At 68.7% G+C, this 21,510-nt stretch carries 22 protein-coding genes and 1 pseudogene; 9 read left to right on the top strand and 14 right to left on the bottom strand.

Annotated elements, in window-relative coordinates:
* The first annotated feature begins 36 nt into the window (after positions 1-36).
* Complete coding sequence (locus ABT288_RS17305; RefSeq protein WP_351608037.1) at positions 37-972, top strand: Lrp/AsnC family transcriptional regulator; 936 nt, start codon at positions 37-39, stop codon at positions 970-972.
* A gap of 148 nt (positions 973-1,120) precedes the next feature.
* Here ABT288_RS17305 and ABT288_RS17310 read toward each other — a convergent pair whose 3' ends face one another.
* Positions 1,121-1,858 (bottom strand): SDR family NAD(P)-dependent oxidoreductase, encoded by a 738-nt coding sequence (locus tag ABT288_RS17310; RefSeq protein ID WP_351608039.1) that lies wholly within the window; start codon positions 1,856-1,858, stop codon positions 1,121-1,123.
* An 80-nt stretch (positions 1,859-1,938) separates the two neighbouring features.
* On the opposite strand from ABT288_RS17310, the gene ABT288_RS17315 reads away from it, so the two are divergent.
* On the top strand, positions 1,939-2,613 hold the full coding sequence (locus ABT288_RS17315) for a GntR family transcriptional regulator (RefSeq protein WP_351608041.1): 675 nt from the start codon (positions 1,939-1,941) through the stop codon (positions 2,611-2,613).
* A gap of 230 nt (positions 2,614-2,843) precedes the next feature.
* Here the strand turns inward: ABT288_RS17315 and ABT288_RS17320 are convergent, their stop codons facing one another.
* The 6 genes and pseudogenes from ABT288_RS17320 to ABT288_RS17345 all read right to left on the bottom strand — a co-directional run bounded on the left by ABT288_RS17320 (position 2,844) and on the right by ABT288_RS17345 (position 8,321).
* Positions 2,844-3,218 carry a MarR family winged helix-turn-helix transcriptional regulator gene (locus ABT288_RS17320; RefSeq protein WP_351608044.1) on the bottom strand — a complete coding sequence of 125 codons (375 nt, stop codon included), beginning with the start codon at positions 3,216-3,218 and terminating at the stop codon, positions 2,844-2,846.
* Between the two features lie 408 nt (positions 3,219-3,626).
* Positions 3,627-4,562: a PhzF family phenazine biosynthesis protein gene (locus ABT288_RS17325; RefSeq protein WP_351608047.1), complete on the bottom strand. Its 936-nt coding sequence runs from the start codon at positions 4,560-4,562 to the stop codon at positions 3,627-3,629.
* Positions 4,529-5,284 (bottom strand): non-homologous end-joining DNA ligase LigD, encoded by a 756-nt coding sequence (gene ligD / locus ABT288_RS50265; protein WP_502972766.1) that lies wholly within the window; start codon positions 5,282-5,284, stop codon positions 4,529-4,531. Before ligD ends, ABT288_RS17325 begins: the two co-directional genes overlap by 34 nt.
* A pseudogene (locus ABT288_RS17335) lies at positions 5,188-6,063 on the bottom strand (low temperature requirement protein A); the annotation flags it as partial. The pseudogene ABT288_RS17335 and the gene ligD, both read right to left, overlap by 97 nt.
* A 17-nt stretch (positions 6,064-6,080) precedes the next feature.
* The gene (locus tag ABT288_RS17340) at positions 6,081-7,037 is read right to left on the bottom strand and encodes an SDR family NAD(P)-dependent oxidoreductase (RefSeq protein WP_351608050.1); all 957 of its coding nucleotides are present in this window, start codon (positions 7,035-7,037) and stop codon (positions 6,081-6,083) included.
* Positions 7,038-7,337: 300 nt separating this feature from the next.
* A complete protein-coding gene (locus ABT288_RS17345) occupies positions 7,338-8,321 on the bottom strand; it encodes an aldo/keto reductase (RefSeq protein ID WP_351608052.1) in 984 nt (327 codons plus the stop codon).
* A gap of 108 nt (positions 8,322-8,429) precedes the next feature.
* Between ABT288_RS17345 and ABT288_RS17350 the strand changes: the two genes are divergently transcribed.
* Positions 8,430-9,017 (top strand): TetR/AcrR family transcriptional regulator, encoded by a 588-nt coding sequence (locus ABT288_RS17350; RefSeq protein ID WP_351608054.1) that lies wholly within the window; start codon positions 8,430-8,432, stop codon positions 9,015-9,017.
* A 42-nt stretch (positions 9,018-9,059) separates the two neighbouring features.
* On the opposite strand, the gene ABT288_RS17355 is transcribed toward ABT288_RS17350, so the two are convergent.
* The 3 genes from ABT288_RS17355 to ABT288_RS17365 all read right to left on the bottom strand — a co-directional run bounded on the left by ABT288_RS17355 (position 9,060) and on the right by ABT288_RS17365 (position 12,101).
* The gene (locus ABT288_RS17355) at positions 9,060-9,692 is read right to left on the bottom strand and encodes a UbiX family flavin prenyltransferase (RefSeq protein ID WP_351224914.1); all 633 of its coding nucleotides are present in this window, start codon (positions 9,690-9,692) and stop codon (positions 9,060-9,062) included.
* A 307-nt stretch (positions 9,693-9,999) separates the two neighbouring features.
* Complete coding sequence (locus ABT288_RS17360) at positions 10,000-11,502, bottom strand: UbiD family decarboxylase (RefSeq protein WP_351608057.1); 1,503 nt, start codon at positions 11,500-11,502, stop codon at positions 10,000-10,002.
* Positions 11,502-12,101: a non-oxidative hydroxyarylic acid decarboxylases subunit B gene (locus tag ABT288_RS17365; RefSeq protein WP_158916923.1), complete on the bottom strand. Its 600-nt coding sequence runs from the start codon at positions 12,099-12,101 to the stop codon at positions 11,502-11,504. Before ABT288_RS17365 ends, ABT288_RS17360 begins: the two co-directional genes overlap by 1 nt.
* 114 nt (positions 12,102-12,215) lie before the next feature.
* On the opposite strand from ABT288_RS17365, the gene ABT288_RS17370 reads away from it, so the two are divergent.
* The 5 genes from ABT288_RS17370 (at position 12,216) to ABT288_RS17390 (ending at position 14,883) form a co-directional block, all read left to right on the top strand.
* Positions 12,216-12,665, top strand: a complete 450-nt coding sequence (locus tag ABT288_RS17370) for a MarR family winged helix-turn-helix transcriptional regulator (protein ID WP_067051826.1) — start codon at positions 12,216-12,218, stop codon at positions 12,663-12,665.
* An 85-nt stretch (positions 12,666-12,750) separates the two neighbouring features.
* Positions 12,751-13,386 carry a TetR/AcrR family transcriptional regulator gene (locus ABT288_RS17375; protein ID WP_351608060.1) on the top strand — a complete coding sequence of 212 codons (636 nt, stop codon included), beginning with the start codon at positions 12,751-12,753 and terminating at the stop codon, positions 13,384-13,386.
* 115 nt (positions 13,387-13,501) lie between these two features.
* A complete protein-coding gene (locus tag ABT288_RS17380; RefSeq protein WP_351608063.1) occupies positions 13,502-13,966 on the top strand; it encodes an ester cyclase in 465 nt (154 codons plus the stop codon).
* Positions 13,967-14,128: 162 nt separating this feature from the next.
* Entirely contained in the window at positions 14,129-14,431 is a 303-nt protein-coding gene (locus tag ABT288_RS17385; RefSeq protein WP_351608065.1) for a pirin family protein, read from the top strand.
* The gene (locus tag ABT288_RS17390) at positions 14,428-14,883 is read left to right on the top strand and encodes a pirin family protein (protein ID WP_351608068.1); all 456 of its coding nucleotides are present in this window, start codon (positions 14,428-14,430) and stop codon (positions 14,881-14,883) included. Before ABT288_RS17385 ends, ABT288_RS17390 begins: the two co-directional genes overlap by 4 nt.
* Before the next feature lie 268 nt (positions 14,884-15,151).
* Here the strand turns inward: ABT288_RS17390 and ABT288_RS17395 are convergent, their stop codons facing one another.
* The 3 genes from ABT288_RS17395 to ABT288_RS17405 form a co-directional block, all read right to left on the bottom strand.
* Positions 15,152-15,913 carry an SDR family oxidoreductase gene (locus tag ABT288_RS17395; RefSeq protein WP_351608071.1) on the bottom strand — a complete coding sequence of 254 codons (762 nt, stop codon included), beginning with the start codon at positions 15,911-15,913 and terminating at the stop codon, positions 15,152-15,154.
* Positions 15,914-15,965: 52 nt separating this feature from the next.
* Positions 15,966-17,585, bottom strand: a complete 1,620-nt coding sequence (mdlC, locus tag ABT288_RS17400) for a benzoylformate decarboxylase (protein ID WP_351608073.1) — start codon at positions 17,583-17,585, stop codon at positions 15,966-15,968.
* A 280-nt stretch (positions 17,586-17,865) separates the two neighbouring features.
* On the bottom strand, positions 17,866-19,026 hold the full coding sequence (locus ABT288_RS17405) for an alpha-hydroxy-acid oxidizing protein (protein WP_351608076.1): 1,161 nt from the start codon (positions 19,024-19,026) through the stop codon (positions 17,866-17,868).
* A 107-nt stretch (positions 19,027-19,133) separates the two neighbouring features.
* Between ABT288_RS17405 and ABT288_RS17410 the strand changes: the two genes are divergently transcribed.
* Entirely contained in the window at positions 19,134-20,168 is a 1,035-nt protein-coding gene (locus tag ABT288_RS17410; RefSeq protein ID WP_351608079.1) for an Lrp/AsnC family transcriptional regulator, read from the top strand.
* Positions 20,169-20,447: 279 nt separating this feature from the next.
* Here ABT288_RS17410 and ABT288_RS17415 read toward each other — a convergent pair whose 3' ends face one another.
* Positions 20,448-21,377, bottom strand: coding sequence for an NAD(P)H-binding protein (locus ABT288_RS17415; RefSeq protein ID WP_351608082.1), 930 nt, complete (start codon positions 21,375-21,377; stop codon positions 20,448-20,450).
* Positions 21,378-21,510 lie beyond the last annotated feature (133 nt).

Genomic DNA, 21,510 nt, shown 5'->3' on the forward strand with positions numbered 1-21,510 from the left:
ATTTTCGACATAGGCAGGCCTGCAGTGGCGATATCCGTGACATTCGACGAGCTCGATCTCAAGATCATCCATGCGCTGCAGGTGGACGGGAGAGCACCCTTCAGCAAGATCGCCGGCGTGCTCGGACTGTCCGACCAGACTGTGGCCCGCCGCTACGCCTCCCTGCGCTCGGCCAAGAAGATCCGTGTCACCGGCCGCACCGACCCAGCGCGAGTAGGCGAGGTCGCATGGTTCGTCCGGGTCCGGTGCACCCCCGACGCCGCCCGGGTTATCGGCGAATCGCTGGCCCGCCGGCCGGACACCTCGTGGGTGAAACTGACATCCGGCGGCACTGAGATCGTCGCTATCGTGCGGGCGCCCACAGGCCGCGACAGCGCGACATTCCTGCTGGGAAAACTGCCCCGTACCCCGCGCGTGATCAACGTCAGCGCCAACTGCCTGCTCCACGTGTTCTTCGGGGGACCACAAGGCCATGTCCACGCACTGTCCCCCGAGCAGGTGGCCCAGTTGGAGTCCCCACGCGCCGCGGACGGACCACAAGTCGACCTGGACGACACTGACAAGCAGTTGCTGGCCCTGCTTGAGCGCGATGGCCGCACGGATGTCACGGCGCTGGCCACGGCCACCGGCCGGCCCGCGACCACCCTGCGGCGCCGCCTCGCCGACCTGAGGGCAAGCGGGGCCCTCTACTTCGACGTCGACTTTGACTACCGCAGCCTCGGCATGGCCCACCAGACCATGCTCTGGCTGTCGGTAGCCCCGGACCAAATGGTGGCAGCCGGCCAGGCCCTGGCCGCCCATCCCGAGGTCCCTTTCACCGCCGCGACCACCGGATCGACGAACCTCTTCGCCAGTGTGCTGTGCCCGGACCCCAGCGCCCTGTACACCTATCTCACCACCAAAGTCGCGACCCTTCCTTCAGTCCAGTGCATGGAAACGGCCCCGGTCATCCAGACGCTCAAGAACTCATGAGTCCAGCAGGTCGCTGACACCGGGCAACACTGGCCAAGACGATTGCCACGACAACGAGGGGCACGTCGGCCGGGGTCATTGTCCGAAAGCGTCGCCGTTGGCATTCCCGCCGCCGGCGGCCCGCACGACAGCCCGGTCCAGCACGTGGTCACCGCGCCGCGTAGGCGCCGCCGTTGACGTGGATCACCTGGCCGGTCAGGTGGCCGGAATCGGGCCGGCCGAGGAAGAAGATCGCCTCCGCGATCTCGTTCGGGGTGCCGGGCCGCTGGTTGAACGCGGCGGACACCCGTGCCGCGACCCACTCCTCGGACACCGTGCCGGCGAAGAACTCGGTGTCCAGAGTGACCCCCGGTGCCACGACATTGGCAGTGATCCCGCGAGAACCCAGCGCCCTCGCGGTCTCGACGTTCCATGCCTCCAGGGCAGCCTTGGCTGCGCCGTACGAACCGGATCCCTGCTTGGCAGCCACCGAACCGACGGTGACTATGCGTGCTCCGTCCGCCAACCGCGGCTTGAGTGCCTCAGTGACCAGGACCGTGGTGAGCACGTTGGCCTCGAAGTTGGCCCGCCACGCGTCGGCCACACCGGCAAGGTCGCCCGCGGCGACGGGCGGACGGCGACGGTCGGTGTTGCCGCCAGCATTGTTGACCAACACGTCGATGGTGGCCGGCAGCTGGTCGAGCGCCGTCCGAACGGCGGCCGGGTCGGCGGCGTCGAACGCGGCGTGGGTCACCCCCAACCGCTTGGCGGTGGTGGCCAGCACGTCACTACGTCGACCTGTGATCGTGACGTCGTGCCCGGTCTTGGCGAACAGTTCTGCGGTGGCGGCGCCGATGCCCGTCCCGCCACCGGTGATGACGACGCTGCGCTTCGTCGTAGGGGTCATGGGGCAGAAGTCTCGGCTCTGAATATTCGAGGAGTCAAGAGATATTCGAATATCCAGGGTCGTTGTGTATCCTGCCGTCCATGTCAACCAGTGCGAAGACCCGTACGGACGAGGTGCACGCTCGGCTGCGGGCTGACATCCTCGGCGGGCGCTTCGCGCCGGGCGAGCGGCTCAAGTTCACGCCGCTGTGCCAGGCCTACGACGCCAGCGTCGGGCTGATCCGGGAGGTGCTCAGCCGACTGGCCGAGCAGGGATTGGTACTGGCCAACCCGCAGGTTGGTTTCCAGGTCACGCCGATCTCCGTCGATGACCTACTCGATCTGACCCGGACGCGGACGGACATCGAGTGCCTGGCCCTGCGGCGTGGCATAGAGCGGGGCGACATGGACTGGCGTGCCCGGCTCGTTGCGACCCATTTCATCCTTGCCGACACACCTCGCCGCGACGTGTTCACTCCAACCCGCGTCACCCCGGCGTGGGAAGCCGCCCACGCGAACTTCCACGACGCCCTGGTCGCCGGGTGCGGCAGCCCTCGTCTCTACGCGATCGCGACGGCACTGCGGGACAGCGCCTGCCTCTACCGCCGCTGGTCGGAAGCGATCGACCCGTCCGACGCCACGCGCGAACCGGCCCAGGAGCACGCCACCATCTTTCAGCACGCGATCGACGGCGACGCCGACGCCGCCGTTACCGCGCTGGCTGCGCACATCGAGTTGACCACCACGTTGATCGTGGCCTCGCGCCCCCCGTCGTGAGCCGGAGTGCGGGGTTCCGGGTGGTCTTCCTGACTAACACCCCAGTGCCGTTTGGTGATCAGGATGTCGCTGTCCTTGGCCAGGCCGTCGGCCGGCTCGGCGAACTCAGGACCAGGGCGGTCTTGTCGTCGAAGGGGGTGAGGCTCATGGGTGTGTCCTTGCCATATACGAGAGAGCGTTGGTGGTGCCCGCTCCGTCGCGGCGGCGGTGGCGCCGTGTGCTGCCCGGGCTCAGTGATCGCCCAGGCGCCGCAGCAGGGTGGCGGCCTCGGCGACGGTGCGCTGCTCGGCCGGGTTCAGCCGTTCGGCGATCATCACCGCCGGCACATCACTGCGGGTGGTGTCCCGCTCGGCGAGCAGGTCACGGCCCCGCTCGGACAGGACGATCAGGATCTGCCGCCCGTCCGTCGGGTGCGGGTACCGTTCCACCAGGCTCGCCTCAACCAGGGGCTTGAGCGTGGCCAACGCCGACTGCGGCCGCGCCAACTCTGCCCTGGCCAGATCGGCCGGAGTGCTGGGACCGGCACTGCGGACCCGCTTGAGCAGCGAGGACTGCGACGGTGTGAGCTGGCTGCCCGGATCGCCGTCGGCCTCTTCCACGCTCATAACGCGTAGCAGGTGATGCATGGCCGAACGCAGCTCGTGGGCCGCCTCCGCGAGCGCATGATGCGAGAGCGGTTCGGGCTCGGAGTCGGAACAGCGCATGAAGCAACCACAAAACTTCGACAGGAAAGCTTGCAAGCTTGGCTGTCGAAATCGGGGGGGTGCGCGGCTATCGGAGGGCGGCAGGTATCTGCTGCGCACGCAAGGGATCCTGAACGAGGTTGCAGGCGTGTGTGTCGAACGGGAGTCCGATTGGCTGGCCGTGGCGTTCCGTGACTCACCGTTTCGGAAACGGCGCATCGTCGCCCCGGTGCTTGGGAGGTGCCTCGGCCAGTGACTGGAGCCTGAGTGTTGACGAGACCATGGTCCGCTCTGTTGGCAGGACTGAGTCGTGATGGGTGGGGAGGCCGATCACCCCACCACATTGAACTCTCCTCCGCTCAACCGGCCTTCGGCGGAGATGGCGCATCGGCCTGTGACGACTGGCCGGGAACGGTCATCGAGATGGATGTTGATGACGCTGGGACGGGCCATGGACTCGCCCTGTGCGATGGCCAGTCGCTTGGAGACGCTGAGCAGGCCGAGGTGGTCCAGGTACGCGCACAGCGGCCCGGCGGCACTTCCGGTGGCTGGGTCCTCGTCGAGCCCGGAGCCGGGGTTGAAGAATCGTGCCGACACGCTGGTCACGGGGCGTTCGTCTCCGATGGACACCGCGTAGAGACCCTGTGCCTGGCACGTGCGCGTCACCCGGACCAACGCGGCCTTCTCGGGCGCACATCGTGCCAGCGCCGCGGTGTCGTTGATCGCGACAAGGAGATGACTGGCGCCGGTGTCGACACTCCGTGGGGTCAGCGAGAGGTCGAGATCCTCAAGGCTCAGCCGCAGCGCGTCGACTACAGCCGCCGGCTCCGCCGGCCGGCCGATGCGTGCCGGCTCCTGCACCATCCCGAGCGTGTCTTCGAGGACGAGGACGTCCGACTGCCGGTCGCCGATCTGCTGCGAGATACGGCCACCGTCGTCCGGTCGTGTCACACGGCCGGTCTCGAAGAGCCACCACCACGCTCCCAACGCGTTGTGGCCGGCCCCGAAGACCTCGGTCCCGCCTGCGGTGAAGGAACGCAGTCGGGCCGCCGCATTCCGGCCCGCGGTGGCTTTCGGACGCAGGACGAACGTGGTCTCGGCCTGGTTGAACTCACGCGCCACCTTTTGCATCCACGCGACGGGCGGGTCGTCGTCGAGGTGGCTCACGTCGACGACGGCCAACGGGTTGCCGGTCAGTGGCGTGTCGGCGAAGACGTCGACCAGGGCGAACGTCACGTAGTCGTCCGGGGTCCGGTGTTCCGACATGGGGCGGCTCCCTCAGTTCTCCGTATCTGCCGTCTTTCCGATCTTGTGACATGCCCTTCAAGTGGGAGTCCCCGATGCCGCAGTGTTCCGCGACGCCGACCGGACGGTTCAGCTCCGTCGCCCTGGCGTGTGACTGCCTGGCCCACCGGTTCGCAAACGCTGCCGACAACTGGTCCCGGCAGCAGTACTGCCCGACGGGCATGACGGACGCGAATTGGGCGGCCATCCGGCCGCTGCTGCCCGTGCCGGGCAGGATGCGCGGTCGGGGTGGCTGTCCGGAGGCGTCGGTGGTCGGGATCGCGGCGCTGCGGGTCGCCGCGGCAGTCCGGCTGAGATCGGCCACCGTCGTGCAGCGCGGCCAGGCGACGTCGGGCGGGCGCGAGTGAGCGGCCCCGGCACAGGGCGTGCCCGAGGCGGTCGCCGATCGCCGCGATCGTCCACCATTTCGCGGTGAGGCCCGGTTCATCCAGCTCTGGCCAGCCAAGCGGCACGGCGACAGGGACGCCGGGCAGCGCCCTGACATCGTAGGGGGCAACCGCTGTCTGGGCGTTGCGTTGCGCTGCACGTCCTTCTCGTGGGCATGCTCGACGAAACCGACCATGGCGGCCCCCATGGCCGCCGGCACCGCCGCCGTGAGCGGCAGGTGCACCAGCATCCACAGCACGGTGCTCCCGCGTGTGGTCTTCGGCAAGCGGTGTCCGGCGAAGTCGAAGTACGTCCACCAGGCGCCGAAGCCGACAACCACGGCGACGAGCCCGACGGCGAGGGTGAGCGCGTTGGTCGGCTCGTGGGCCAGTCCGTCGACCACTCCCGTCACGGTCTCGCCCAGCACGATGATGATGAGCAGGCCGAACCGTTCGGCGAGCGCGTCGGTCACGCTGAGCGCGACCGCCCGTTCCGGGAACGCCCACCCCAGCATGACAGCAAGCCACGCCAGGTACGCGGCCGCCAGCAGACCCCACGTCAGCATGCGCAGCCCTGCGGGCAGGGCGGCGCTCCCGGCCAGCACGCCCGCACACACGGCCGTCCCCGTCACGAACACCCTGCTGGGGCGGCGGAATTCAGCACTGTCTCCCCGTGCGGCGAGCAGCCACAACACCGCCAGCACTGCGAACAACACCCCCGCGTCCATGGCGAACGCGACTCCGCGTGCACCGCCCGCCTCCGGGATGAACGCACCCAGCGGGACCAGTACCAGGATCTGCAGCAGGAACATGCTCCGGCCGCGGGCATCCTCGTGCCCGTGCAGTTCGTGGTGGAGGCTACCGTTGAACCAGCCGATCCACACCAGCGCGAACACCACGGCGAATTCACCCAGTCCGTGCCAGGTCAGGAGCCCGGCCAAGTGGTGGGCGGCCTGGGCGACCAGTACGACCACGACGAGGTCGTAGAACAGTTCGAGCGGGCCGACCACCCGCTCGCGCGGCTCTTCACCATGGGCACGCGGCGGGCGCCACAACTGGCTGCGCAGCCGGGCCCACTGCTCGTGTCGCGACGTCATGCCGGCAGCGTAGGTGGCTAGCGGGCGAGATCCTCGGACACGGCCCACAACCGGGCCGCGTTCTCCCGGTCCAGGGCGTAGGGCGCTACACCGGCGACCGCACCGGCCCGCTCGGCGACTGGCTCGGCCTCGGCACAGTCCTCGAAATAGCGGCCGGTAATGCCCTCCACCGTCGGCGAGGCTGCCAGCAGCACCGAAGTCGCGGCACCCTGCTCCACCGTCTTATGCGGCGGCAGCGCGATGGCGCCCGAGGCGATGAAGTCTGCCACCTGCTGCATGTCCATGTGCCGGGCCAGGGAGGTGTCGCCGACGTTGCCCGGCATCAGCGCGTTGGCGGTGATGCCGTCGTCGGCCCATCGTTCCGCGGCACCGACGGCGAACAGGATGTTGGCGGTCTTCGACTGACCGTAGGAGGTCCAGGGGTCGTAGGGGCGGAAGCGGTAGTCCAGGTCGTCGAAGACCACCGGTGAGAAGAGGTGGCCGATGGAACTCACCGAGACGATCCGAGCGCCGCCCGCCGCCGCGAGGGCCGGGCGGAGGCCGACGGCGAGGGCGAAGTGCCCCAGGTGGTTGACGGCGAACTGGGTTTCCCTGCCGTCAGGGGTGTGGGTGAGTTCCGGCAGGGCCATCACTCCGGCATTGCCCACCAGGATGTGCAGCGGTCCCGTCCAGGCGGACACGAACGCCGCGACCGTCGAGCGGTCGGCCAGGTCGAGTCGCCCCACGGCCAACTTCCCAGATTTCGGGGGCAGTTCGGCCTCCAGGCGCGCCACCACCCGGGCTCCCGCGTCAGTGTCACGCACTGCCAAGGTGACGTCGGCGCCTGCCGCTGCGAGCGCCCGAGCAGTCTCCACGCCGATTCCGGAACTGGCTCCGGTCACCACGGCCCGGCGGCCGTGAAGGTCGACGCCGTCGATCACGTCGGCGGCGGTCGCGCTTGCCCCGAACGAGGGGGGTGTCTGAGGCACGGACATGAGTCGAGTCTCCTGATCTGAGAACACCGAGGGCCTCAACGCGTGCGGCCTGGTTGCCGATTGCGTTCGGCGGCCCCGGCAATGGGGGTTGGTCGAAAGGTGATGCCGGACCGCCGGTACGGGGTCTGGCCGGGGCACCGGGAAGACGGCGAACGGCCGACAGGAGTCCACGCTGATCCGGGACCGTATGGCCGGCTGGTGGCACGGGAGCCGCTCAAGACGTGGGGGGCCTGGTGCTGTGTGTCGGGGGCCACGGGGGGTGTGGCCTCGCAATGAATCTTGTGACGGGCCGGTCGGCGGTCAGCCGTTGAGCGTCCCCATCAGCTCGGGTGCGTAGCGGTCGCCGGTGACGACGCCGTGCGGGGCGACGGCCTCGATCGCGGCGATGTCGTCGGACGTCAGAGTCACCTCGGTCGCGGCGACGTTCTCCTCGAGGTAGCGGCGGCGCTTGGTGCCGGGGATGGCCACGGCGCCCTGGTGCTGGACCCAGGCGAGCGCCAGCTGCGAAGGCGTGACGTTCTTGTCGGACGCGATGCGGCGGACCTCGCGGACGACGTCCAGGTTGCGGGCGAAGTTCTCGCCCTGGAACCGGGGGTCGGTACGGCGCCAGTCGTCCTCGGCGAAGTCGTCGGGGCTGGTGATCGCCCCGGACAGGAAGCCGCGTCCCAGCGGGGAGTAGGCGACCAGGCCGATCCCCAGCTCCCGCAGCGTGTCGCGTACCCCGTCCTGTTCGATGCCCCGCTCGAAGAGTGAGTACTCGGTCTGGACGGCGGTGAGCGGGTGCACGGCGTGTGCCCGCCGGATGGTCTGCGCCGAGGCCTCGCACAGCCCGATGTGCCGCACCTTGCCCTCGGCGACCAGCTCGGCCAGGGCGCCGACGGTTTCCTCGATCGGCACCTTGGGGTCGATGCGGTGCAGGTAGTAGAGGTCGATGTGGTCGGTGCCCAGGTGCCGCAGCGAGCGTTCGAGGGCCCGCCGGACGTACTCGGGCCTTCCGTTGAGGCCGAGCACGCTGCCGTCGTCGGTGATCTCCACGCCGGTCTTGGTGGCGACCACCGCGGCATCCCGCCGCCCCGCCAGCGCCTTGCCGAGCAGCTGCTCATTGATGAAGGGGCCGTAGCTCTCGGCGGTGTCCAGCAGGGTGACACCGAGTTCCAGCGCGCGGTCGATGGTGGCCAGCGACTCGGTCTCATCGGTGGCGCCGTAGAAGGCGCTCATGCCCATGCAGCCGAGGCCTTGCGCGCCGACGATCAGACTCTGGCTGCCCAGTGCGCGGTGTTCCATGAGGGTTCCCGTTCTGTCGACAGAGTAACTAACTGGATAGATACACGACCGTAGACCTGCGGCCCGCGCGTGTCAATAACTAGATAGTTACTTGCTAGTGTGGCGGGCATGTCACGGGACTCCAGCGCCACCAAGGCCCGGCTGCTCGACGCCGCCTTCACCGAATTCGCCGCGTACGGCATCGCCGGTGCCCGAGTGGACCGCATCGCCGAGACCGCGGGGGTGAACAAGCGGCTGATCTACGTCTACTTCGGTAACAAGGAGCAGCTGTTCGACGAGGTCTTGCGGCGTGCGCTGACCGCGGGCGCCGAGTCTGTGCCGTTCGACGTCGAGGACCTGCCCGGATACGCCGGCGCCATCTTCGACCACCTCGTCGCCCGGCCGGATCTGATGCGCCTGCGACTGTGGAAACTGCTGGAGCGCCCCACCGCCACCGGGCCCGAGGCCGAGGCCTTCGGTCACAAAACGGCCGAAGTGGCCGACGCGCAGCAGCGTGGTGACCTCGCCCGGGAGATGGAGCCTGCCGATCTCCTGACCATGGTTCTCGCCGCCGCCCAGGCGTGGTTCTGGGCCGCCGAGGGCGTCGACCCCAAGGAGGCCGGCCAGTCCTGGTCGGCACAGCGGCTGGCCCTGCACCGGGCGGCGGTCGTTGAGGCCGCCCGCCGTATCAGCGAACCCAGGACCGCTGGTGAGTAGCAACGGGAGACAAACGCGCCCGAAGCTGCCGGCCACGGTCCGCTACCGCGCCTGAGTGTGCTCGCGTCGCGCTGTGGTGTCGGTGCCGTCCCACTGGTAGCGATCGGTGCCGGGCAGGCCCAGGAACTGCAGGACGCGTTCGACGAACTCGTCCCGCAGTTGTGCGAGTGTCTCCGGCACGTTGTAGTACGTCGGGATCATCGGGTACACGGTGGCTCCCGCCTCCGTGACGGCGACCATGTTGCGCAGGTGGATGAGGTTCAGCGGTGCTTCCCGGAGACAGAGGACGAGTTTGCGCCGTTGCTTGAGCATCACGTCCGCGGCTCGCTCGATGAGGCTCTCGGTCTGGCCGTGAGCGATGCGTCCGAGTACGCCGGCGGCACACGGCAGGATGATCATGGCGTCGGTGGGGTAGCTGCCGCTGGTCACCGGTCCTGACATGTCGGCCGGATCGAGGAAGCGGACTTTCGTCGACGTGGCCTCCAGGGCCTGGACCACCGAGTCCGGATCTTCGCCGGTCTGGAATTCGAAAGCCACCAGCTTGCGCCCGTTGGCCGACACCAGAAGGTTGACGTGGCCGACCCGGTCGTCTCTCTGAAGTGAGGCGAGCAAGGCTTTGGCCACTCCGGTGCCGCCCGCTCCCGTGACAGCAACTGTCACATTCTGCTGGGTCACGTCTGTCCCCTTCTTGACGCATCGGGCTGGCGGCCGCACCTTCTCGTGCCTGACGGATGGAGGTCTCGAGGCCGTCGTTGAGGACCGCTGTCCGCGTCGGTCCGACACGCACGCTGATCGGTACCTCGCCAGGTGAGCGCCAAATCCCATGGGTCACTCGGCCGGCGGCTTGTCGTGATGACTCATTCACCCGGGCGGTGGCAGCCGACCGGCTCCGAGCGAGGGTCTCTCGGGGCCGGCGGCCGAGCATGCCGGTCGGGAGACGGCCACCTGGTGGATACCTCCCGCGATCCGCGGCACCCAGGCGTCAGCGCGATGCGGCAGAGCCGGTGCCGCCTGCCGACTCGGATTCGGCGGCGAGGACCTTCGTGCGCACATCTGCCGGGAAGACGCCGTCGAACGTGGCGGGCGGTACGCGTCCGCTTCCCACCGCCGGGAGCAGGGCGTCGTGCACGACGATGGCTCCCCAGCCGTTGTGCAGTTCCTCCTCGGTGAAGCACGGGTACCACGGCATGATCGGTCCGTGCCACTGCTCCTGGCGGAGGGACGGGTGCACCCTGGTGGCCAGTGCCCACAGCAGATCCGAGTCGTTCGACGGATCCACGTCGTCGTCGAGGACGTAGACGACCGGGGAGAGCCGCCCCACCCGGGTGCCGTTCAGCACCTCGCCGATGCGGTGCACGAAGCGCGCGGTGTCCATCCCCGGCAGCGAGTCGCGCCAGTTCTGCGGGACGGTGATCACCGTCCAGAAGCAGGCGGCACCGAGCGGGAGCCAGGCTGTCGTGATCGGCAGTCCCGCCTTCCGCAGGACCGCGACGACCTCTGCGGAGATGCCGGCAGCCGGCGCGACGTGCGAGTCGTCGACAGGCCGGCCGGCGGCGGCCAGCGGCCAGATCGGGTCGTCCCGGTAGGTGATCGCCTCGATGCTGAAAAGCGGCTGCGGCGACGTCTCGGGCAGTGCCCAGCCGTGGAACTCCGCGAACGGACCCTCCACGGCGTCGCGGGTCGCGGACAGGTGTCCCTCGATGACGACCTCGGCGGAGGCGGGCACTTCCAGATCGTTCGTCTCGCACTTCACGACGTCGACCGGCTTGCCCAGCACCGCTCCGAGATACGCGCCCTCGTCGACCTCGGTCGGGACGGTCATTCCGCCGACGACGGCAATGCCGGGGTCGCCTCCCTGCACGAGGGCGTAGGGCATCGGCTCACCGATGGCCTCCCACTCGCGCCAGATCATGCCGAGGTGCTGGCTCGGCAGCACCAGTCCGGTCATGTGCTGGTCGTCGATCTTCATGATCCGGGAGATGGACCAGTTCGTCCATCGGCCGTCCGGCGTCCTGGCGATGATCACGCCCCAGGTGTTGACGTAGGGGCCGCCGTCGTCCTGGTGCACGCGTGGAATGGGGAACCGGTCGAGACGGGCTTCGTCACCCGTCAGGATGTTCTGCTTGCAGGGCGCCGAGTCGGATGCCACCCGCCGCGGCGGGAGCAGTTCCCTGGTGCCCGCCTCCCTGAGATGTTCGACCAGTTCGGCGGCGGTGGTCGTGTACGGCAGGCCGAGAGAGAGGGAGACCCGCGCCAGCGGATGCCCGGGAATGCTCGACAGGGCACCCGGGGCGCCGATCATGCGGAACCCCTCGTCGACTCCGCTGAGGTGCTCGAAGAACGGGGCGGGCCTGCCGTTCTCGGTGGACCGACGGGTGATGGCCGACGCTTCCAGGTTCGGATCGATCACGCGTGAGATCCGTTGAATGTCCCCCAGCTCTTCGAGCGCGGAGATGTAGGACCGGAAGTCATTGGTTTCAGACATCAGTTGGTTACGCCTTTCAGTTCGGAGGGGCGCGGCATTCCGTCCCAGCGCTGCGCCGAAGCCACTTGGATATCGAGTTGGTCCAGGACTCGGACAACGACATGCTCAACGAGCTCGTCAATGGTTTTCGGACGGCTGTAGAAGGCCGGCATCGGCGGCACGATCCTCGCTCCCATGCGCGAGAGCGCCAGCATGTTCTCGAGATGGATCTCGCTGAGCGGAGTCTCCCTCGGTACGAGCACCAAGGGGCGGCGCTCCTTCAGCGTGACGTCGGCAGCTCGGGGGATGAGACCGTCGGCATATCCGGTTCGGATTCCGGCGAGGGTCTTCATGCTGCACGGCGCGACAATCATTCCGTCCACGCGGAATGAACCTGATGAGATTGCCGCCCCTTGGTCGTTCCACGTATAGGTCACGTCGGCCAGGTCGGTGACTTCGCGGACCGACAGGTCGGTCTCCAGATGGATGGTCGCCCTGGCCCATTGGGACAGAACGAGATGAGTCTCCACATCCGGCTGCTCCCGCAGTCGGCGAAGCAGTTCGACACCGAAGACGGCGCCGGTCGCTCCGGTCATCCCCAAGATCACACGTCGGGACATGGGATGCACCTTCCGTACACGGTAAGTCCGTACACGGAACAATGTAGCTGCCGAAACTTCCGATTGCAAACAGTCCGTGTACCGACTGACCGTATACGGAGGTAGCCTGTACTTATGACGACCGGAGCGCGATACGACGGGACGCTGGAAGACGGCATGGCTCACCAGCTGCGACGCGCCTCGCAGGCGGTGAACGCCTCGTGGCAGCTGCGCAGCGGTGACCTCACTCCTCCGCAGTTCGCGGTGCTTCACGTCCTGGACGAGCGTGGAAGCCTCGACCAGAAGACGCTGGGCGCCCTCGCCGCGGTCGACCGGTCGACGCTCACTCCGCTTCTCGACCGGCTCGTGGCCCGCGGCCTGATCACCAAGAGCACGGACCCCGGTAACCGCCGCCGGCAACTGGTCTCCCTGACTCCTGCCGGGCACGAACGAGCGGCCCTTGGCCGCCAGCAGGCACAGGAGACAAGCCGCTGGATCGAGGAGCTGCTCGGACCCGAGCGGCTCGCGACCCTGACCTTGCTGCTCAAGGAACTCGGAGACGCAGGCCGCGACCAGCAGCCGTAGTGGGGAATCGGGGGAGGGGCGTCGGGGATGCACTGAAGCGGCTGTTTGACAATGAACTCAAGCGACTGCTTGAGTTCATGCTGTGGTGCGGGCGGAGAAGACGGATTTGCGTCGAGAGGCTGGTCAGCGCACGCGGGGCGGCCTGCTGACGGCCGCTCTGGAGCTGCTCGCACAGCGAGGTCAGGAGGGTGTGACCCTCCGTGAGATCACAGATCGCGCCGGAGCCAATGTCGCCGCGGTGAGTTACCACTTCGGGTCACTGAAGGCGTTGTGCGACTCGGCGATCGAGTATGCGTTGGAACGGTATCTGGACGCGCAGATCCGGGCACTCGATTCCCTTGGCCCCACTTCGACGCTCCAGGAGCTGGCGTCAGCGTTTGCCCGGCCGATGGTGCGCGCGCTGGCTGCCGGTGGACAGGAGCTGGCTGTGATGCGGACCGTGGCGCGCGTCGGAATCGATCCGCCCGAGGGGTGGGAGCGGCTGGCCGGGAAGTTCGACCAGACTCGCCGGGATGCCCTCCGGGTGCTGACGGCGAACCTTCCCGGAGTCGACGAGCAGGAACTGATCTTCCGTACGCGGTGCGCGGCGGGCCTGCTGAACTGGCTCGCGCTGGCGCCCATCGGTACCGAGCTGGCGGCTGTGTCCGCCGGGCAGATCGAGCGGCAACTGGTCCCCGTGGTGGCCGGGGCGTTCTGCGGGTACGCCGCAGTAGGCCGCTGACCAGGGCAAAGTTGCCGAAGACCAAATAACTCAAACGATTGCTTGACAAGGCCTCGAGCTGTCGGCATATTTTTAATCAAGCATTTGATTAACTTCGAGGAAGGGGAGAACTGCGATGGCTACCGACGCAGAAGCTGTGGTCAGGGCGGCTTACCACGCGGCCGAGGGCAGCGTCCTGGACGTCCAGGGGTTCATGGACCTTTTCTCCGAGGACGGAGTGTTCAACAACGTCGTCGCGGCGGAAAGCTACCGGGGTGAGCACCTCGGTGACCTGGTCGTCTTCATGGGCACGTTCGCGCCTGACGTCCACCGCGAGCTCCACCGGTTCCACGTCATGGGCAACACCGTCGCCGTCGAGCTGACGATCGGGGGCACCTTCACCGGGCCGTTCGAAACGCCCGCCGGGGTCATCCAGCCGACCGGCGCCAAGCTCAGCATCCCGACTGCCGACTTCTGGTACGTCGAAGACGGCAAGATCAAGGAGTTCAACTGCTACGTCGGCCTCAGCGTCATGCTCGCCCAGCTGGGTGTGCAGCCGGACTTCGCCTCCGCCGTCACGTCGTCCGCCGCAGCCAACTGACCGACCCGGCCGATCGCGAGGAAGATCTGCGTCTGCCGGACAGACGCACCCCTTCCTTCTCCGGCCCCCCTCGCACGGCCCGCGGTCCCGGCCCGCTCGCACCGTGCCGCGCGACCGGGCCGGTTTCCGGCGAACCACACCTCGACGCGGAAGAACGCCCCCGTGCGCACCACACCCGCTCCGCTCATCGATGTCCGCCGGTCCGACGACCGGTTGGAGACCAACGCGACGTGGCTTCGCGACAGGCACTCGGTCTGGGTCGGCGGTCGGCCCTACGATCCGGGCAACACCCACCACGGCCTGCTGCTGGTCCACAACGAGGACACCATCCGGCCGGGCACCGGCTTCGGCACCCATTCCCACCGGGACATGGAGATTGTCACCTGGGTGCTGGAGGGAGCGCTGGTACATCAGGATTCCGTGGGCAACTCCGGACTCATCTATCGGGGCTTGCCCAGCGAATGAGCGCCGGCACCGGCATCCTGCACTCGGAGAAGAACGACTCCTGGCACCTCGGCCGAGAGCGCCACACCAACCCCGTACACCTGATCCAGATGTGGGTCGTGCCCGACGAGACAGGCGTGACGCCCGGCTATGAACAGCTGGAAATCCATGACTACCTGCTGCCGGGCGCCCTGGTGACGGTCTCCTCGGGCATGGCTCGGCATGACGGCGATGCCGCCATCGTATCCGGAACCGTCACACGGCGATGCACGCGGCCCGGTCGGCCGGTGGAGCTGCCCGAGGCTCCCTATGTGCACGTGTTCGTCACCCGTGGCTCGGTCGAACTCGAAGGTACCGGCGCGCTGGCCGCGGGTGACGCGGTCCGCTTCACTGCGAGTGGCGGCCAGCGGATCAGTGTGAACGAGCCCGCTGAAATTCCCGTCCGGGAGATGCACGTGGACCTCGCGATCTGACCCTGCGAGGGCGCGGCAGCGTAAGGCATCGGCCCGCGCGGATCAGCACAGCACGGCGGATGGTGCGCGTGTGAGTGGTGCTGGACGATACCCATGTCGAACTGTCCGAGAGCGAGAGTGGGTTGTTGTCCGGCGGACTGGTCGAGGGCCTCCGCCACAACTGCAAGGACGCCTACGCTGTTCAACCCTCGGTTCGGCGCAACCACTCCTACTCTTCACCTGGTTCGGCAGCGCGTGCCCACCTTCACAGAGTTCGCCGTGGCTTCCGTCAGAAGCCTCTGCGCACACCCCCGTCGATCGACAGCATCACGCCCGTGAGGTACGACGCTGCGGGCGAGAGCAGGAAGGCGGCGCTGCGGCCGAACTCGTCCGGGGTTCCGTAGCGGCGCAGGGGGATGCCGGCGGTGGCGCGTTCGCGGGCGGCGTCGGCGTCACCGTGCCGTGCGTCGAGTTCGCGTACCCGGTCGGTCTCGATGTGGGCGGGCACGAGGCCGACGACACGGATGCCTCTGGGGCCCAGCTCGTTGGCGAGGTTCTTCGCGTAGCCGGCCAGGCCCGGCCGCAGGGCGTTGGAGATCGCGAGCCCGGGAATGGGCTCGTACACGGAGCTGGAGAGGACGAAGCCGATGGCGCCTCCGTCGCCCAGCTCGGCGGCGACGGCACGGGAGAGCCGCACCGCGCCGAGGAAGACCGACTCGAAGGAGGTGCGCCACTGGTCGTCGTCGATGGTGTCCGAGGTGCCTGCCGGGGGCCCGCCGACGCTGATGAGCACTCCGTCCAGGCGCTTGAATGCGTCGCGGGCGGCGGCGATCAGTCGGTCCGGGGTGTCGGCGTCGGCGTTGTCGGCCACGATGCCGACTGCCTGCGCCGGGCCGCCGAGGTCCGCCTGAGCGGCGGCGACCGACTTCTCGTCGCGGCCGCTGACGACCACCCGCGCGCCGTCCGCCACCAGCTCGCGCGCGGCGGCCATGCCCAGCCCGCGGGTGCCGCCGGTGACTATGTACACCCGGTCCTTCAGTCCGAAGTCCATGTTTGTTGTCCTCTCTCCGCTGTTCTTTCTTCGACGGTGCGATCCGCGTGGCCTACAACATCGCCTTCTGGGGCTGTGTGGCGACGACGATGACGGTGGTGGTGCCGGCGGTCAGGGCCGACTTGAACTCGCGCTCCAGGTCCTCGGTGGTCTCCACGTCGACCGCGCGGCATCCGAAGCCCCGGGCGACGGAGGCGATGTCGAGCCCGGGCAGGTCGAGCCCCGGCACCCCGGGGGTCTCCTCCAGCACGGCGAACGACTTGAGGATGGAGTACTCCTGGTTGCGCATGACGACGTAGACGATCGGGAGGTTGTGCTGGGCGGCCGTGTAGATGGCCTGCACGGAGTACTGGAAGGAGCCGTCGCCGATCAGGCCGATCACCGGCCGTTCGGCGCCCCTGTCCCGGTCGCCGAGTGCGACGCCCACAGCGGCCGGGGTGCCCCAGCCGATGCCTCCGCTGGCCGTGGCGAAGAACGATCCGGTCCGGTTGGTGGGGAGCCACTCGATCTGCTGCGCCATCGTGGAGGTCGACTCGTTGACGATGACCGCGTCGGCCGGCCGGACCCTGCTGAGGGTGGCGTACACCTCCGGCGGGGTGAGCGGGGTGTTCGGCGCCTGGGGGAGCTCGCGGGGCCGCGGCATCGGTTCCGGCGCGGTCCGCTCCGATCCCTCGGCGACCATGTCCAGGAGCAGCTCGATCACCGTCTTGGGATCGCCCAGGAGGCTGTCGCCGACCCGGGCCGCCGCGGCCACCGCCGGGTTGCCGGTGATCTGCAGCAGCTCCGTGCCCTCCGGCAGGTACGGCCCGGGCACATAGGGGTAGTAGCGGAACACCTCCGCGCCGATCACGACCACCAGGTCGTGGCCCGTCAACCGATCGCTGATGGTCTTGACCGACATGCCGAGCGGGCCGCCGAAGAGGGGGTGGTCCTCGGGGAAGGAAGCCCGGTCCAGCAGCGGGGCGCCGTAGACGGCGGCGCGCAGCTTCTCCGCCAGTGCGACGGCCGCGTCCCAGCCGCCGGCCCGGTCCACCTCCGGCCCGAAGACCAGCGCGGGACGACGGCTGGCCGAGATGCGATCGGCGAACATGCGCAGCCGCGCGGTGTCGGGGGCGACGCGGTCACTGACCGTCCGCACCCGGGTGAAGCCGGACAGGGGACGCTTCCAGTCGTCCATCGGAATCGACAGGTACACCGGGCCCGTCGGCGGCTGCAGTGCCTCCGCGTAGGCCCGCATGAAGGCTTCGGGTACATCTTCGGCGCGGGCCGGTTCGTACGACCATTTCACCCACGGCTTGGGCAGCGTGACGGCCTCGCGGTTGCCGAGGTACGGGTCGCCGATCACCAGCTCCCGGTGCTGCTGGCCGGAGGTGATGATCAGGGGTGTGTTGCCGTGGTAGGCCGCCACCAGGTTGCCCACCGCGTTTCCCATCCCGGCCGAGGAGTGCAGGTTGACCAGCGCGGGGCGGCCGGTGACCTGGGCGAAGGTGTCGGCCATCGCGATGACGGAAGCCTCCTGCAGCGCCAGGACGTAGGTGAAGTCCTCGGGGAATTCCTGCAGGAAAGGCTGCTCGGTGGAACCGGGATTGCCGAAGACCGTGGTGAGCTTCAGGGTCCGCAGCAGGTCGTAGGTCACGCTGCGGACGGTGGACTTCTCAGTCATGGTTGCCATCGACTTCCTTGCTGGGGCTGGGTTTCTGGTTCGACGGGTCTGGTGGAGGGGTGCGCGCTATTCCGTGCGGTGTCGAGTGCCGTCTTCGGCGTCGTGGGGTGCCGGAAACGTGCGCCAATCTGATCCTGCTGTACAAATAGGTACTTGTCATGACATACACACTGTTCGATGACGAGCCTGATGGGAGGGCTGGGCCCAGGTCGCTGAGGAGGTGGACCATGGCCGACCACTCGGTGAGCGAGGCCTCGCCGATGCGTCCGCCCCGGCTGGTCGGCGGCTGTCAGGTGAGGCGGCGGATGGCCTCGGGGGCGAGGTCGGCGAGGGTGGGATAGCCGTCGACGGCCATGATCAGGTCTGCTTCGGCGAGCAGGGACCGCAGGACGTGGACGACGCCGGCCTCGCCGCCGTAGGCGAGGCCGTACGCGTAGGGGCGGCCGACGCCGACGGCGGTGGCGCCCAGGGCGATGGCCTTGACGACGTCGGCTCCCGTGCGGATGCCCGAGTCGAACAGAACGGGCATGTCGTCGGCGGCCGCGACCACCTCCGGCAGGGCATCGAGGGCCGGCAGGCCGCCGTTGGCCTGGCGGCCGCCGTGGTTGGAGCAGTAGATGCCGTCCACACCCGCGTCCCTGGCGCGGCGGACGTCGTCCGGGTGGCAGATGCCCTTCAGGATCAGCGGCAGGTCGGTGATCGAGCGCAGCCAGGACAGGTCGTCCCAGGTGAGCGGGTTGCCGAAGATCCGCACCCACTCGGCGACCGCGGCCGCCGGGTCGTCCTCCGGGCTGCGGGCGAGGCGGGCGCGGAAGACGGGGTCGCGGGTGTAGTTGGTCAGGCAGTTTCCCCGCAGCTGGGGGAAGTTGCTGACGGCGAGATCGCGGGGGCGCCAGCCGGTGATCCAGGTGTCCAGGGTGACCACGATGCCCTTGAAGCCGGCCTTCTCGGCCCGGTGCACCAGGCTCTCGGCCAGCTCACGGTCGGTGGGCGTGTAGAGCTGGAAGAAGCCCGGGGTGGCGCCGAACTCGGCGGCGACCTCCTCCAGCGGATCGACGGTCAGGGTGGAGGCGACCATCGGCACGCCGGTGCGGGCGGCGGCACGGGCCGTGGCTAGATCGCCGTGGCCGTCCTGCGCGCACAGCCCGATCACGCCGACCGGGGCCATGAACAGCGGTGAGGGCAGGCGCATCCCGAACAGGTCGACGGACAGGTCCCGGTCCGTGGCCCCCACCATCATCCGCGGGACGAGACCCCAGCGTTCGAACGCGGTGACGTTGGCCCGCTGGGTGCGCTCGTCGCCAGCTCCGGCCATGACGTAGGAGCGCACCGAGGCGGGCATCGCGGCCTGAGCCAGCGGCTCCAGTTCGTCGTAGGTCATCGGGAAGCACGGCACGACCCCGCGCAGCCCGTCCATGTAGATCTCGTCCTGATAGTCGCCGTACGCCATGGTCCGGCCCTCCTCACGCTCGACAGGTGCGGGCCCCTGAAGTCCACAATGGGAGAGTGACGCGTGAAAGCCGCCAAACGCAGGATTCTGCCTCTCAGGAGAGGCTCATGCAGGATGATGCACCAGCGCTGCTGACAGAGGACGACCTGGCGCTGATCAACGCCCTTCAACTGCAGCCGCGGGCCTCATGGACCGAGCTCGGGCGTGCCCTGGAGGTCGACCCGGTCACCGTCGCCCGCCGCTTCGGCCGCCTGTCCGAGCAGGGCGCCGCCTGGGTGGGATTCTCACCCGGCCCACGCCTGTTCGAGCAGATCTGCGTGGCCTTCGTCGTGATCGACTGCGCTCCCGGCGCCACCACCGGGGTCGCCCAGGCACTGAGCGCCCACCCCCACATGCTCACGATCGAGCGCGCGGCCGCCGGCCACGACATCCTCGCCATCGCCGCCACCCGCGACCTGCCGACCCTCTCCCGCTACACCCTGGACCTGCTCCCGCACCTTCCCGGCATCACCGCCGTGGAAGTCCGGATCGTCACCCACATGTTCACCGAGGGCGGCCGGTGGCGCATCGCCGCCCTGGACCCCGCCCAGCGTGCCCAGCTGACCGGCCCGCCCCCGTCCCAGACCCCTGTCGCCCCGGGCGAGATCACGCCCTTCGACCGCGCCCTCATCACCCGGATCGCCCACGACGGCCGCGCGCCCTACCAGACCCTGGCGAGCGACCTCGGCGTCAGCCTCAACACCGCAAAACGCCGCACGGAACAGCTCACCCGACGCGGCCTGCTGCGGTTCCGGTGCGACTTCGCCCGCCCCCTCGGTGGCTGGCCGGTCGCGGCCACCCTCTGGGCCAGAGTCCCACCCGCCGATCTCCCCGAGATCGGGCACGCCCTCGTCCGTCTGCCCGAGACCCGCAACTGCGCCGCCGTCAGCGGCCCTCACAACCTCATCCTCCAGGCCAGCCTGCACTCCGTCAGCGACGTCCTGCGCCTGGAGACCCAGCTCGCCACCGCCCACCCGAGCCTCGACATCGTCGACCGCGTCATCGCCCTGCGGCAGGACAAGCTGATGGGGCGCCTCCTGGACCCCCACGGCCGCTCCGTCGGTATCGTCCCGCCCGATTTCTGGTCGGAGCCGGAGATGTGACGCACACGGTGCCCCGCGCCGCCGACTCCTCCACGTTCGTCAGGGCCCAGCGTGCCTACGGCCATGTCGCGCTGGAAGCGCCAACAGGGCGAGGGAATTGACCCAACCAGTTCGCTGCGGGAGCGGATGCGGAGCTTCGAGTAGACGTGCGAGAGGTGGTATTGGACGGCACCCGGCTCACTGGGACAGCAGAGGACAATGAGCGCCCTGGTCTCGGATGTCCTCGAAGCCCATGGCGGCGTGGAGCGGTGGCGGCCACGCGTCGAGGGCTATTCGGCTTCAGGGACTGAGCAGGCTGGGGTTCTCACGGACGTATTCGGCCACCCCGGTCGGAGGCCGCCCTGTGACCTGCTCGACGCCGTCCGCCTTGCGGTCGTATCGGTTCTCCGCGTGAAGGCGAGCCATGGTGGAGATGTGCTGGAAGACGTGGTCCGGCAGCCCCAGCGGTCTGAGGTCGTCGTCGATCCATTCCTGCAGGCCGACGTCGGTGTAACTGACCGGCTGGCCCAGAGCTGCGGAAACCTCCTCCGCCATGGCGGAGATGTCCTCCGAGCGGGGGCCGGTCAGCTCATAGATGCGGCCGGTGTGCCGGGACGGATCGGCCAGGATCTCCGCCACGACCGCGGCGACGTCCCCGGCTGCCACGGGGGAGGTTTTCGCCTGGCCGAAGGGCAGTCTGATGCTTCCGTCCTTCGCGATCGAGGAGAAGCCGACACGGAACAGCGGGTTCTCCATGAACACGGTGGGCCTGATCTGGACGACGGGCAGGCCTGACCAGCCGAGGACCTGCTCCACCAGCCAGTGGTGCCGCTGCTGCACGGACTCGGAGGTGCTGGTGAGGTCCATCTCGGAGACGGTCAGCTGCGACATGTTCACGAGCGCTTCCAGGCGCCCGTACGCACGCGCCACGGCCGCCACCGTCATGGCAGCCTCCAGATACTGCGCCGACACGCCCATGCCGAAGTACATCCGCCCGCAACCGGACAGGGCGTCAGCCACATCGCCCGCACGCGTGAGGTCTCCGACGACGACCTCGGCACCCGTCGCGCGCAGCGCCTCCGCCCGTTCGTCGTCACGACGCACCATGGCTCGCACGGGCAGGTCCCGTTGCCGGAGAATTTCGACCACGGTTCGGCCGACAGCGCCGACGCTACCCGCCGCGCCCGTCACCAGTATGGGCAGCAAACTGCCTTCCGGGGGGCGGTCCATACGAGCAGCGTGCGGTGCACGTCGCCGGGGCGCAACCGGAGCCCGATGAGCCGATACGCCCGGTGGCAGTGGGTCGCGTAGCCCGTGACACGGACGCGAGCCGGTCACCGCTCGGCAGATGCGCGCCGTGGGC

This window comes from Streptomyces sp. NPDC001093 (genome assembly GCF_040298985.1).
Lineage (GTDB): Bacteria > Actinomycetota > Actinomycetes > Streptomycetales > Streptomycetaceae > Streptomyces.

Coding starts and splice junctions, on each gene's coding strand:
- ABT288_RS17410 (WP_351608079.1), top strand. CDS start 19,134: ATGCAGGATGATGCACCAGCGCTGCTGACAGAGGACGACCTGGCGCTG.
- ABT288_RS17310 (WP_351608039.1), bottom strand. CDS start 1,858: ATGACCCCTACGACGAAGCGCAGCGTCGTCATCACCGGTGGCGGGACG.
- ABT288_RS17325 (WP_351608047.1), bottom strand. CDS start 4,562: ATGTCGGAACACCGGACCCCGGACGACTACGTGACGTTCGCCCTGGTC.
- ABT288_RS17350 (WP_351608054.1), top strand. CDS start 8,430: ATGTCACGGGACTCCAGCGCCACCAAGGCCCGGCTGCTCGACGCCGCC.
- ABT288_RS17405 (WP_351608076.1), bottom strand. CDS start 19,026: ATGGCGTACGGCGACTATCAGGACGAGATCTACATGGACGGGCTGCGC.
- ABT288_RS17315 (WP_351608041.1), top strand. CDS start 1,939: ATGTCAACCAGTGCGAAGACCCGTACGGACGAGGTGCACGCTCGGCTG.
- ABT288_RS17390 (WP_351608068.1), top strand. CDS start 14,428: ATGAGCGCCGGCACCGGCATCCTGCACTCGGAGAAGAACGACTCCTGG.
- ABT288_RS17365 (WP_158916923.1), bottom strand. CDS start 12,101: ATGTCCCGACGTGTGATCTTGGGGATGACCGGAGCGACCGGCGCCGTC.
- mdlC (WP_351608073.1), bottom strand. CDS start 17,585: ATGGCAACCATGACTGAGAAGTCCACCGTCCGCAGCGTGACCTACGAC.
- ABT288_RS17320 (WP_351608044.1), bottom strand. CDS start 3,218: ATGAGCGTGGAAGAGGCCGACGGCGATCCGGGCAGCCAGCTCACACCG.
- ABT288_RS17395 (WP_351608071.1), bottom strand. CDS start 15,913: ATGGACTTCGGACTGAAGGACCGGGTGTACATAGTCACCGGCGGCACC.
- ABT288_RS17360 (WP_351608057.1), bottom strand. CDS start 11,502: ATGTCTGAAACCAATGACTTCCGGTCCTACATCTCCGCGCTCGAAGAG.
- ABT288_RS17370 (WP_067051826.1), top strand. CDS start 12,216: ATGACGACCGGAGCGCGATACGACGGGACGCTGGAAGACGGCATGGCT.
- ABT288_RS17340 (WP_351608050.1), bottom strand. CDS start 7,037: ATGTCCGTGCCTCAGACACCCCCCTCGTTCGGGGCAAGCGCGACCGCC.
- ABT288_RS17415 (WP_351608082.1), bottom strand. CDS start 21,377: ATGGACCGCCCCCCGGAAGGCAGTTTGCTGCCCATACTGGTGACGGGC.
- ABT288_RS17380 (WP_351608063.1), top strand. CDS start 13,502: ATGGCTACCGACGCAGAAGCTGTGGTCAGGGCGGCTTACCACGCGGCC.
- ABT288_RS17345 (WP_351608052.1), bottom strand. CDS start 8,321: ATGGAACACCGCGCACTGGGCAGCCAGAGTCTGATCGTCGGCGCGCAA.